General features: G+C 69.3%; 12 protein-coding genes. 4 read left to right on the top strand and 8 right to left on the bottom strand.

The genetic code is table 11. The annotated features are described in order from the left end of the window. Window positions 1–59 precede the first annotated feature (59 nt). On the top strand, window positions 60–1,028 hold the full coding sequence (locus Ate02nite_RS13310; protein WP_239147362.1) for a hypothetical protein: 969 nt from the start codon (window positions 60–62) through the stop codon (window positions 1,026–1,028). A gap of 1 nt (window position 1,029) precedes the next feature. On the opposite strand, the gene ccsB is transcribed toward Ate02nite_RS13310, so the two are convergent. From ccsB to hemL, 6 genes are read right to left on the bottom strand one after another with little or no spacing between them, the layout of a single operon-like run. Further along, window positions 1,030–2,004: a c-type cytochrome biogenesis protein CcsB gene (gene ccsB / locus Ate02nite_RS13315; RefSeq protein ID WP_203804979.1), complete on the bottom strand. Its 975-nt coding sequence runs from the start codon at window positions 2,002–2,004 to the stop codon at window positions 1,030–1,032. Further along, a complete protein-coding gene (gene resB, locus Ate02nite_RS13320) occupies window positions 2,004–3,596 on the bottom strand; it encodes a cytochrome c biogenesis protein ResB (RefSeq protein WP_203804982.1) in 1,593 nt (530 codons plus the stop codon). The genes ccsB and resB overlap by 1 nt, the downstream gene beginning before the upstream one ends. Next, window positions 3,593–4,363: a cytochrome c biogenesis CcdA family protein gene (locus Ate02nite_RS13325; protein WP_203804985.1), complete on the bottom strand. Its 771-nt coding sequence runs from the start codon at window positions 4,361–4,363 to the stop codon at window positions 3,593–3,595. The genes resB and Ate02nite_RS13325 overlap by 4 nt, the downstream gene beginning before the upstream one ends. Window positions 4,364–4,368: 5 nt before the next feature. After that, window positions 4,369–4,965 (bottom strand): TlpA family protein disulfide reductase, encoded by a 597-nt coding sequence (locus Ate02nite_RS13330; RefSeq protein ID WP_438871197.1) that lies wholly within the window; start codon window positions 4,963–4,965, stop codon window positions 4,369–4,371. Further along, complete coding sequence (locus Ate02nite_RS13335; protein WP_203804991.1) at window positions 4,962–5,609, bottom strand: histidine phosphatase family protein; 648 nt, start codon at window positions 5,607–5,609, stop codon at window positions 4,962–4,964. Before Ate02nite_RS13335 ends, Ate02nite_RS13330 begins: the two co-directional genes overlap by 4 nt. After that, window positions 5,606–6,946 carry a glutamate-1-semialdehyde 2,1-aminomutase gene (hemL, locus tag Ate02nite_RS13340; protein ID WP_203805005.1) on the bottom strand — a complete coding sequence of 447 codons (1,341 nt, stop codon included), beginning with the start codon at window positions 6,944–6,946 and terminating at the stop codon, window positions 5,606–5,608. The genes Ate02nite_RS13335 and hemL overlap by 4 nt, the downstream gene beginning before the upstream one ends. A gap of 134 nt (window positions 6,947–7,080) precedes the next feature. Here hemL and Ate02nite_RS13345 point away from each other — a divergent pair, with 134 nt between their 5' ends. From Ate02nite_RS13345 to Ate02nite_RS13355, 3 genes are read left to right on the top strand one after another with little or no spacing between them, the layout of a single operon-like run. Continuing rightward, window positions 7,081–7,410 (top strand): STAS domain-containing protein, encoded by a 330-nt coding sequence (locus tag Ate02nite_RS13345; protein ID WP_203805008.1) that lies wholly within the window; start codon window positions 7,081–7,083, stop codon window positions 7,408–7,410. A 46-nt stretch (window positions 7,411–7,456) separates the two neighbouring features. Further along, window positions 7,457–7,840 carry a MerR family transcriptional regulator gene (locus tag Ate02nite_RS13350; protein ID WP_203805011.1) on the top strand — a complete coding sequence of 128 codons (384 nt, stop codon included), beginning with the start codon at window positions 7,457–7,459 and terminating at the stop codon, window positions 7,838–7,840. Then, a complete protein-coding gene (locus Ate02nite_RS13355) occupies window positions 7,819–8,160 on the top strand; it encodes a thioredoxin family protein (RefSeq protein WP_203805014.1) in 342 nt (113 codons plus the stop codon). Before Ate02nite_RS13350 ends, Ate02nite_RS13355 begins: the two co-directional genes overlap by 22 nt. Here the strand turns inward: Ate02nite_RS13355 and Ate02nite_RS13360 are convergent. Together Ate02nite_RS13360 and Ate02nite_RS13365 are read right to left on the bottom strand one after the other, a co-directional pair. Beyond that, window positions 8,157–8,705 carry a response regulator gene (locus Ate02nite_RS13360; RefSeq protein ID WP_203805030.1) on the bottom strand — a complete coding sequence of 183 codons (549 nt, stop codon included), beginning with the start codon at window positions 8,703–8,705 and terminating at the stop codon, window positions 8,157–8,159. The genes Ate02nite_RS13355 and Ate02nite_RS13360 overlap by 4 nt on opposite strands. A gap of 11 nt (window positions 8,706–8,716) precedes the next feature. Then, window positions 8,717–11,205 (bottom strand): ATP-binding protein (locus Ate02nite_RS13365; RefSeq protein ID WP_203805042.1); only part of this gene is annotated, 2,489 nt, incomplete at its 5' end.

Genomic DNA, 11,205 nt, shown 5'->3' on the forward strand with positions numbered 1-11,205 from the left:
CGCCTGTCCGGTTCGCGTTGAGGTGGGGGATTACTCCGTTACGGGTCGGGAGGGTGTCGGTGAAGGTCCGGAACGCAACGCGCTGGGGCGTGCTGGCCGCGCTGGCCGCCCTGCTGGCGATCACCGCCCCGGCACTGTCGGCCCCGTCCGGGACGACCGCACCCGACCTCAAGAAGCTGCCCGCCTGCCCCGCCGGCAAGGCGTCGACCCGACCGCCGACCACGCCGGCCGGCCCGGGTGCCCCCGGCGCCTGCCGCGCCGCCGGCCGCATCCTCGAGTCAGCGGCACCACTCAGCCGGCCCGCCAGCGGGATCACCCCGACCGGTTACCACCACCTCGGGGCCAACTCGGCCGGCGAGTGGAGCGGCGTCTCCGGGCGGCTCTCGGTGGTGGACGGCTCGATCCGGCCGCGCAGCTACGACTTCGTCGCCGCCCGGTTCATGGCCAAACGGAACATGGGCGCCGGTCAGATCGCCTGGCTCGAGGCCGGTTGGGCCGAGACCGGCTGGTCCGGGCCCGGTCGCCAGCAGATCTACACGTTCAACACCAACACCCGCAGCTGGCAGTTCTACAGCCAGTACGCACTGAAGCCGGGCGACCGGGTCTGGATCGACCTGCACAGCGACGCCGGCGGGGTGTGGGCCGCCTGGCTGTGGTGGGGCAACCGGTGGAACCTGCTCACCGCCCAGCGCCTGCCGATCGGCCCGAGCGCCTTCATCGAGCAGTACGTGGAGGTGCACGTCGACGCGACCCGGCCGACCCTGGTGGACGTGCCCGCGGTGACCGTCGACAACGTGCAGTTGCGGCCGTCCGAGGGCGGGCCGGCCCGGTACTGGCGCGACGACGTGCCCACGCTCACCGGTTACGACCCCGGCACCCAGCAGCGCAGCGGCGGCTTCTGCCTCAACTGGCTGAACAAGTACGACACCTGGACGGCCGGGGACTGCAGCGACGACGTCGCACCGGCGGCGCCGACCGCCGCGCCGACCCCGACGACCTCGGTTCTGGGCGGGCTGCTCGGTGGATGAGCTACATGCCGCCGGCGTTGGCGTACGAGTGCAGGCCGCTGAAGAACAGGTTCACGCCGAACAGGTTCATCAGCATGGTCGCGAAGCCGAGAATCGCGATCCAGGTCGCCACCGTGCGCTTGACGCTCGGCGTCGCCCGCGCGTGCAGGTAACCCGCGTAGACGACCCAGGAGATGAACGCCCAGACCTCCTTGGGGTCCCAGTTCCAGTACCGGCCCCAGGATGCCTCGGCCCAGATCGGCCCGGCGATCAGCGCGCCGAAGGTGAACAGCGGGAAGGCGAACGCGTGCAGCCGGAAGGTGAGCCGCTCGAGAAGCGTCGCGTCGGGGAGGCTCTTGCCCAGCGTGTACGGGAAACGACGCTTACCTCGGTCATACCCGTCCCGAATCAGGAACATCGCGGCCGGCACCGCGCCGATCAGCAGGATGCCGGAGGCCAGGATGATCGTCGAGACGTGGATGATGAACCAGTACGACTGGAGGGCCGGGACGAGCGGGCCGACCGGGGTGTAAGCGATCATGCCGTCCGCGCCGAGCAGCAGCACCAGGGCGAGCGAGACGAAGAGCCCGATGTGCCGCAGGGCGGGCCGGCGTAGCAGCACACCCGCCCAGACCGCCGACCCGACGAAGGTCGCCGACAGGATGTACTCGTACATGTTGCCCCAGGGCATCCGGTCGGCGGCGATGCCGCGGGTGACCAGGGTGCCCAGGTGCAGCAGCAGGGCGAGGACGTTGAAGCCGACCGCGGCGCGGCCCACCCACTCGGCCCGCTTGCTGTTGCTTACCACCAAGACTGGCGCAGGCGGCAGGTCGTCCGGCACCGGGGCACCGGCGCCGACCAGCTCGCGGGCCGGAAGCACCGCGGCCCGGCCGACCCGGCTCTTGGCCCCGAAAGCGTATTCGCCGGCGTAGAGCACCATCGCGGCCAGGTAGGCCAGCACGGTGACGGCCATCAGCTGATTCGACAGCTCCGCCATCAGGGATTCCCTTCTTCGGCGGCCTTCACCAGCGAGGCGAACTCGTCGGTGAAACCGGGATAGTCGGTGCGTGGCAGCCCACCGGCCGCCAACAACGTACCGCCGGAAGAATCCGGCGAAGCTGGCAGGGCTCGGAACCAGACCCGGCGCCGGTGGCCACCCAGCGACAGCATCAGGCCGATCAGCCCGAGCACCGCGCCGACGAGGATCAACGACTGGGTCGGGTCGTACCGGATGGCGAGCGTGGCGTACGGCCGGGTGCCGACGAACTCCAGCTTGCTGCCGTCGTCCAGGGTCCAGGTCTCGCCGACCTTGAGCTCGTGCGGGCGCTCGCCACTGATGTTCTTCAGGTCGCCGGTCTCGATCTGCCCTTGATCGAGAGAGTAGACCGAGCCGGGCGTGCCCACGTCCAGACCGAGATCACCGCGGTAGGCGGTGAGGAACAGGGCCGGCGCGTTCTCGGCCGGGTAGGTCGAGGTGGCGCCGGTGCCGACGGTCGGCAGGTATCGGCCCTCGAAGCCCATCTGCAGCGTCGCGTCGCGCTTGTTGGTCTTGGGGTCGATGTTCACGTCCGGGAACTGGGCCACGCCCTCGCTGGTGAACATGCCGTCGACCGGCAGGAACGGGACGGTCTTGGTCTGCGATTCGCCGTACCTGTCGGTGTAGCGCACGGTGACCGCGTAGCCGTGGCCGATCAGATGCACGTTCGCGTGGTGCAGCCGCAGCGGGTCGTTGACCGTGAAGTCGCGGGTCTGCACCGGGCCGTCGTCCTCGGTGACGCCGACGGTGGCCTCGAACCCCTTGGGCTGGCCGGTGTCCGGCTGGTAACTGGCCTCGAAGTTGTTCAGCGTGAGGCAGAAGTTGGGCAGGTCGGCGGCGGTGACCCGGGGGCCGAGCGTCGAGTCGTCGTACTGCGCCAGCGAGTTGCAGAAACCCTGGTCGGCCCCGGCCACCAGGATCCGGTTGCCGTGCCAGCCGTACCAGTGCCCGAAGCCCACGCCGATCAGCACCGCGAGCAGCGCGAAGTGGAAGATCAGGTTGCCGGTCTCCTTGAGGTGGCCCTTCTCGGCGGAGACCGTGACACTGCCGTCGTCGTGCTCGCGCAGCTTCACCCGGAAACGGCGTTTGCGCAGCATGGCGGCCAGTTCGGCCGGGGTTTTCGAGCTTTCGACGGCGGGCGCCGACTGCGGCAGCCGATCCAGCCGCTTGGGGGCGTCCGGCGGGGCCAGGCGCAGCGACCGGATGTGGTCGAGCAGCCGCGGGATCACGCAGCCGATCAGCGACGTGAACAGCAGCAGGTAGATCGAGGCGAACCAGGGCGACGCGTAGACCTCGAAGCCGCCGAGGCGCTCCAGCACCGGGGCCAGCTTCGGGTGGGCCGCGTAGTACTCGGTGACCCGCTGGGAGTCGACCGCACGCTGCGGGAAGATCGAGCCGGGAATCGCGGCGACGGCCAGCAGGAACAGCAACACCAACGCCGTACGCATGGAAGTCAGCTGGCGCCAGGAATTGCGCAGCAGGGCCCACAGGCGGTTGGGTCGTCGCGGCGGCGGAGCCGCAGGCGGCGCGGGCCGTTCCTCCACCACGGTCACAGCAGCGTCCCCCCGCCGAAGTCGAAGGTGGTCAGCAGCCACACCAGGAAGTGGTTCCAACCGCCGGTGACCAGCGCGATCCCGACCGCGATGAGCAGCGCCCCGCCGATCCGGGTCACCCACTGGCTGTGCCGGCGGATGGCCCGGAAGACCCCGAGCAACTTCCGGAAGAACAGACCAAAAATCACAAACGGAATGCCCAGACCGAGGCTGTACGCGAGCGCGAGAGTCGCTGCCCGGCTGGTCTGGCCGCTCGTGGTCGCCAGTGCGATCACTACGGTCAGCGTCGGTCCGGTGCACGGCAGCCAGGAGAGCGCGAAGATGCCGCCGAAGATCGGGGCGCCGATCAGGCCAGCCACCGGCAGCTTGCTGATCCGCATCTCGCGTTGCAGCCCGGGGATCCAGCCGAGGTAACCGAGGCCGAGCACGATCACCAGGACGCCGAGGACGATGTCGAGCGTTTCCTGGTGGGTCTTGAGGGTGAAGCCGATGTTCGCCACCAGCGTCACCAGCAGGGTGAACACGATCGCGAAGCCGAGCACGAACAGCAGCGTGCCGGCCAGCACCCGGCCGGTCTTGCGGCGAACCTCGGCCGTCCGCTCGGCGTCCAGATCGGAGCCGGCCAGCCCGGTCACATAGGAGAGATAGCCCGGCACCAGCGGCAGCACACACGGCGACAGGATGCTGACCAGGCCGGCCAGGGCCGCGACAACCACCGCCAGCAGCAAGGGGCCGCTGCCGGCGATGTCCGCGAAGTTCTCGCCCATCAGGCTCAGCCTTCAGTCCGTTTAAGGGCGGTGGCGGGGCGGTTGGATGGGTCTTCCGCCGCGATCTTCTCGACCAAGGGCTTGAGCTGGGTGTACGTCGTGGCCGCGCGCAGCGCCACCGCGATCCGGCCCTGCCGGTCGAGGATCAGCGTGGCCGGGGTGCTGGTCTGGGTCACGTCGAACTTCAGCGCGACCTTGCCGTCGAAGTCATAGAGGCTGGGATAGGTGACCCGGCCCCGCTCGAACGCCCGGGCCGAGTCTTTGTCGTCCCGCGAGTTGACCCCGATGAAGCTGACGCCCTTGGCCTTGGTGTCCTGGTAGGTCTTCTCCAGGTCGTCGGCCTCGGCCCGGCACGGCGCGCACCAGGAACCCCAGAAGTTGACCACCACGACCTTGCCACGCTCCTGCGCGACGTCGTATTTCCCGCCGTCGAGCAGCTCGCCGGTGACCTCCTTGACCTGCGGGCGCTGGGTCGGCGCGCACTCCACCACGGTGCCGGTGGTGGTGCACTTCTTCGCCCAGTTCTCCCCGCCGCACCCGGCCAGTCCGGTCACCGCGAGCGCGGCGACGGTCAGCACGACGGTGGGGCGGCGCATGGTCAAGCTCCCTTGGCGGTCTTGGCGGTCGCGGACAGGGCCACCAGGTGCGCGGCCGGCTCGGAGTAGTCGATACCGACCACGGTAGAACCCTCGAAGCGGATCGAGGTGAGACTGGCCAGGCCACATTGGCGGCGGCGCGGGTCGTGCCAGAGCCGCTTCTTCTCGACGTACCGCCTGAGTGTCCAGATCGGCAGCTGGTGCGAGACGCAGACCGCCTCGTGGCCCTCGGCCGCGACCCGGGCCGCCTGCACGGCCGCGAACATCCGGGTGGCGATCTGCAGGTAGGGCTCGCCCCAGGACGGGGTGATCGGGTCGCGCAGCACCCACCAGTGCCGCGGGTTGGTCAGCGCGCCGTCGCCGACGCCCACCGTCTTGCCCTCGAAGTAGTTGGCGCTCTCGATCAGCCGCACGTCGCTGGCGACGTCGAGCTTGAACTCGGCGGCGATCGGCACGGCCGTCTCCTGCGCGCGCTCCAGCGGGCTGGCCACCACATACGTAATGTCGCGGGCGGCCAGCGACTCGGCCGCCGCCTTGGCCATCTGCACGCCGAGCTCGGAGAGATGGAAGTCGGGCAGCCGCCCGTACAGGATCTTCGTCGGGTTGAAGACCTCGCCGTGCCGCAGCACGTGCACCGTGGTTTTGGTCATGCCGTACTCCCTGCGGCCCGGGCTGCGTGCGGCAGAGCCGCCGCGATCTGTTCCAGCGCCTGGTCGTCCAGCGCCGTCGACACGAACCACGACTCGAACGCGCTCGGCGGGAGGTAGACGCCGCGCGACAGCATCTCGTGGAAGAAACCCTTGAACGCGGCCGCGTTCTGGGTCTTGGCCGAGTCGTAGTCGACGACCTCGGCCTCGGTGAAGAAGATCGAGAACATGTTGCCGGCGTACGACAACCGGTGCGGCACGCCTGCTTTGGTCAACTCGGCGGAGGCCAGCGCGCCCACCGTGGCCGACAGCTCGTCGAGCCGCTTGTAGGTCGCGTCGTCGGCCAGCCGCAGCGAGGCCAGACCGGCCGCGCAGGCCAGCGGGTTACCGGAGAGCGTGCCGGCCTGGTAGACCGGGCCGGCCGGGGCCAGCCGCGACATGATCTCGTGGCGCCCGCCGAACGCGGCCGCGGGCAGGCCGCCACCCATCACCTTGCCGAACGTGTACAGGTCGGCGTCGACCGGGTCGAGCCCGGACCAGCCGCCCGGCGACACCCGGAAGCCGGTCATCACCTCGTCGATGATCAGCAGCGCGCCGTGCGCGTGGGCGATCTCGGCGAGGCGCTGGTTGAAGCCGTCGCGCGGGGCGACCACGCCCATGTTGCCGGCCGCGGCCTCGGTGATGATCGCGGCGATCTCGGTGCCGTTCTCGGCGAAGGCCGCCTCGACTGCGGCCACGTCGTTGTACGGCAGCACGATCGTCTCGGCCGTCGTCGCACCGGTCACGCCGGGTGAGTCGGGCAGCCCCAGGGTGGCCACGCCTGAGCCGGCCGCGGCCAGCAGCGCGTCCACGTGACCGTGGTAGCAGCCGGCGAACTTCACGATCTTGGCCCGGCCGGTGTAGCCGCGGGCCAGCCGAATCGCGGTCATGGTGGCCTCGGTGCCCGAGTTGACCAGGCGGACCGCGTCGATCGCGGTGCGCCGGACGATCTCCTCGGCCAGGTCGACCTCGCCGGCCGTGGGGGTGCCGAAGCTGGTGCCCCGGGCGGCGGCGGCCTGCACGGCGGCCACGATCTCGGGGTGCGCGTGGCCGTGGATCAGCGGGCCCCACGAGCAGACCAGGTCGACATAGCGCCGGCCGTCGGCGTCGGTCAGCCACGCACCGGCACCGGACGCCATGAATCGGGGCGTGCCACCGACCGCTCGGAAGGCACGCACGGGTGAATTGACCCCGCCGGGCACGATGGCGCTGGCGCGGTCGAACAGGGCCTGGGAGACCGGGGCGTCCTGCGGGTACGGGAGGCCCTCGGCGCGGTATGAGGTGGTCACAGCGGCTCCCATTCTGTCAGCGGCACCCTCTGGGCGTCTCAAGAGGGTTGTTCACGTCGTAAGTGCGTCACACCAGCATGTCCGGAACGACCGGATACGCGAGCGCCCGACGGGCAGATCCACACCACGGGCGATAGGCTGAGCCCGTGGAGAGGCCGGAGTTGACCATCGAGGTCGAGCGCGCCCCCGACGAGGTGGTGTTGCACCTCACCGGGGAGATCGACGTGCTCACGGTCACCAATCTGTCCGCCATCGTCAATGAGACCCTGGGCGAGCCGCCGCCCCGCATCGTGCTCGACATGGCGGGTGTCACATTCTGCGACTCGCAGGGCCTCGGCACCCTGGTGGTGCTCAGCCGCAAGGCCCAGCACGCCCGCTCGGTGCTCTCGCTGACCAACGTCGGTGAATTCCTGATGCGCGTGCTCGACATCACCGGCCTGCGCAGCGCCCTGATGATCACCTCGGTCGCGTCCTGACCCAGCTCTTGCGTTGACACCGGTGTGAAGGCCTACCGTCGGCCACATGTTGATCGGCGAGCTGGCTTCACGCGCGGGAACCAGCACTCGGACCCTGCGGTACTACGAGGAACAGGGCCTCGTGCAGCCCCGGCGCGACGCGAACGGCTATCGGCAGTACGACGATGCCGAGCTGCGCGTGGTGCACGAGATCCGGTCGCTGCTCGCGGTCGGTTTCGGGCTCGACGACATCAAACCCTTCGTCGCGTGCCTGCGCGCCGGTAACTCCTCGGGCCACGTGTGCCCGGATTCGGTGGTGGTGCTGCGCCGGAAGCTGGCCGAGGTCGACGGCTACCTTTCGCAGCTCACGGAGATCCGGCAGCAGCTGCACGCGCAGTTGACCCAGGCCGTCGAACACCGGGAGACCCGATGCTGGACCTCATCACCCTGACCGATGCCACCTTCGCCGACACCGTCCTCGGCTCCGACCTGCCGTTCGTCGTCGACTTCTGGGCCGATTGGTGCCCGCCCTGCCGTCCGATGGCGCAGACCCTGGCCGAGCTGGCGCCCGAGTTCGAGGGTCGACTGCGGATCGGCAAGATCAACGCCGACGAGAACCCGGTGTCGACCCGCGATTACCGCATCATGTCGATGCCCACGCTGCTGTTCTTCACCGGCGGCATCGTCACCGCAACCCTGGTCGGCGCCCGCCCGAAGTCAGTGCTCCGCTCCGCCCTGACCAACGTGCTGACGCCGTACGTTAATCGCTAGCTGCCCCAGCGGGCCTTTTCCAGGAGGGCGAGCGCCTCGGCGGCGGCCTCGTCGCCGCCGGCCCGGAGGACCCGGGCGGCCTCGTCGACCGTCTCGGTCAGGCGCTGCCACTGCGAGTCTCGCTCGCGGGTCACGTCGCCCTGGGCCTTGAGCTGCTGGGTCTTGGTCCACAGCTCGACGAAGATGGACACCTTGGCCCGCAGCACCCACGGGTCGAACGGCTTCGTCAGGTAGTCGACCGCGCCGACCGCGTAGCCGCGCAGCGCGAGCTGCGCGTCGCGGTCGGCGGCGGTCAGGAACAGGATGGGTACGTGCCGGGTGCGCTCGCGCCGCTTGATGTGGCTGGCCGTCTCGAAACCGTCCATGTTGGGCATCTGCGCGTCGAGCAGGATGACCGCGAAGTCGTCGGTGAGCAGTTGCTTGAGCGCGGCCTCACCGCTCTCCACGGCGACCGGGGTCACCGGGAGGCCCTGGAGGATGGCCTCCAGGGCGAGCAGGTTGTCCTTGCGGTCGTCGACCAGCAGGGCCTTGGCGCGTTCCGCCACTCCCCTACCCCCTATCCGCGCTCCGGTTCGATGGTCTTGTCGGCGTTCACCCAGCGGGCCATCAGTTCGATCAGCTCGTCCAGGTCGACCGGCTTGGTGATGTAGTCACTCGCGCCGGCGGCTAGGGCTGACTCCCGGTCACCGGGCATGGCCTTCGCGGTTAGGAACACTACCGGCAGGTCCCGGAAGCGCTGATTACGGCGGATGCCCCGGGTCGTCTCATATCCGTCCTGGTCCGGCATCATCGCGTCCATCAGGACGATGTCGACCTCCGGGTGCTCGGCCAGCAGGCGGACGCCGTCGACCCCGTTGTCCGAGTACAGAACGTTGAGCCCGTGCATCTCGAGGGCGCTGGTCAGCGCGAACACGTTGCGCACGTCGTCGTCGACGATCAGCACGGTCGCGCCGTCGAGCTGCCGGCCGGCCGCGCTGATGTGCCCCTCCAGCTCGGCCCGCGGCGTGATCACCGGCAGCTCCATCAGCGGCATGTTCACCGACTGGGCCGGACGCACCACGACCGACGTGGACGGCTCGGGCGGCAGCAGCGAGAACACCGGCACCAGGTCGGGGGTCAGCGCGTCCGGAACGTACAGCGTGAAGGTCGATCCCTCGCCCGGGATCGACGACACCACGATCGTGCCGCCGAGCAGGGCCGCGAACTCCCGGCTGATCGACAGGCCCAGGCCGGTGCCGCCGTACTTCCGGGTGGTGGTGCCGTCGGCCTGCTGGAACGGCTCGAAGATGATCGCCAGCTTCTCGTCCGAGATGCCGATGCCGGTGTCGGCCACCGCGAACGCCACCACCTGACGGGCCGAGGCCAGCGCCGGCATGTCGAAGTCGGTATTGGCCGGCGCCGCGAAGATGCTGAGCGTCACCGAGCCGGAGTCGGTGAACTTGACCGCGTTGGAGAGCAGGTTGCGCAGGATCTGCTGGAGCCGCTGACCGTCGGTGACGATCGAGGCCGGCAGGTCGGGTGCCACCGAGACCCGGAAGTCGAGGTTCTTCTCCTCGGCCTGCGGCAGGAACGCCTGCTCGACGTACGACTGGACGCCGTCGAAGTCGATCTCGTCGATGTCGACGTCCATCCGGCCCGCCTCGATCTTGGCGAGGTCGAGGATGTCGTCGATCAGGGACAGCAGGTCGGAGCCGGCGCTGTGGATCGTACGGGCGAATTCGATCTGCTTCTCGGAGAGGTTCTGCTCCGAGTTGTCGGCCAGCAACCGGGCCAGCAGCAGCAACGAGTTGAGCGGGGTGCGCAGCTCGTGGCTCATGTTGGCGAGGAACTCGGACTTGTACGCGCTCGCCCGGGACAGCTGCTGCGCCTTCTCCTCGAGTCCGAGCCGGGCCTGCTCGATCTCCCGGTTCTTCGTCTCGATGTTCGCCTTCTGCTCGCTGAGCAGCTGGGCCTTGTCCTCCAGTTCGGCGTTGGTGCGCTGCAGTTCGGCCGACTGGTCCTGCATCTCGCGAGCCAGCCGCTGCGATTGGGAGAGCAGTTCCTCCGTACGCCGGTTGGCCTGAATGGTGTTGAGAGCGACGCCGATGGTGGCCACCAGCCGCTCCAGGAACGTCAGATGCAGCCCGGAGAAGGCCGCGACCGAGGCGAACTCGATCACGCCGAGCATCTCGCCCTCGAACAGCACCGGCAGCACGACCAGGTCGTTCGGCGGCATCGACATCAGCCCCGAGCGCATGGTCAGGATGCCGTCGTGGGTCGCGCGGACCCGGATCGTCCGGCGGGAAACCGCGGCCTGGCCGACCAGGCCCTCGCCCGGCCCGAACGTCACCTCGTGGTTGCGAGCGACGTAGCCGTAGGACGCGGCCAGCCGCAGGCGCATCACCGCCTGCTCGTTGTCGACCAGGAAGAACGCGCCGAGCTGCGCGTCGACCAACGGCGTCACCTCGGTCATGATCATGCGGCAGACCTCGCCGAGATCGCGCTGACCCTGCAGCAGGCCGCCGATGCGGGCCAGGTTGGAGTCGAGCCAGCCCTGCTCGGCGTTCGCCTTGGTCGTCTCGCGCAGCGTGACGATCATCTGGTTGATGTTGTCCTTGAGCTCGGCCACTTCGCCCTGGGCGACGACCGCGATGCTCTGGGTCAGGTCACCGCGGGTAACCGCGGTGGACACCTCGGCGATCGCGCGCAGCTGGGTGGTCAGCGTCGAGGCCAGCTGGTTCACGTTGTCGGTGAGGTCCTGCCAGGTGCCGGAAACGCCCTTGACCTGGGCCTGACCGCCGAGCTTGCCCTCCACGCCGACCTCCCGGCCGACCCGGGTCACCTCGGTGGCGAAGCTCGAAAGTTGATCAACCATCGTGTTGACGGTGTCCTTGAGCTCCAGGATCTCGCCACGCGCGTCGACCGTGATCTTCTGCGACAGGTCACCCTTGGCCACGGCGGTCGTGACGCTCGCGATGTTCCGCACCTGAGCGGTCAGGTTGGAGGCCATGTAGTTCACGTTGTCGGTCAGGTCGCGCCAGGTGCCGGCCACGCCCCGCACCTGCG

It is taken from the genome of Paractinoplanes tereljensis, assembly GCF_016862435.1.
Classification (GTDB): Bacteria; Actinomycetota; Actinomycetes; order Mycobacteriales; family Micromonosporaceae; genus Actinoplanes; species Actinoplanes tereljensis.

Coding starts and splice junctions, on each gene's coding strand:
- ccsB (WP_203804979.1), bottom strand. CDS start 2,004: ATGGCGGAGCTGTCGAATCAGCTGATGGCCGTCACCGTGCTGGCCTAC.
- Ate02nite_RS13325 (WP_203804985.1), bottom strand. CDS start 4,363: ATGGGCGAGAACTTCGCGGACATCGCCGGCAGCGGCCCCTTGCTGCTG.
- Ate02nite_RS13335 (WP_203804991.1), bottom strand. CDS start 5,609: ATGACCAAAACCACGGTGCACGTGCTGCGGCACGGCGAGGTCTTCAAC.
- hemL (WP_203805005.1), bottom strand. CDS start 6,946: ATGGGAGCCGCTGTGACCACCTCATACCGCGCCGAGGGCCTCCCGTAC.
- Ate02nite_RS13350 (WP_203805011.1), top strand. CDS start 7,457: ATGTTGATCGGCGAGCTGGCTTCACGCGCGGGAACCAGCACTCGGACC.
- Ate02nite_RS13355 (WP_203805014.1), top strand. CDS start 7,819: ATGCTGGACCTCATCACCCTGACCGATGCCACCTTCGCCGACACCGTC.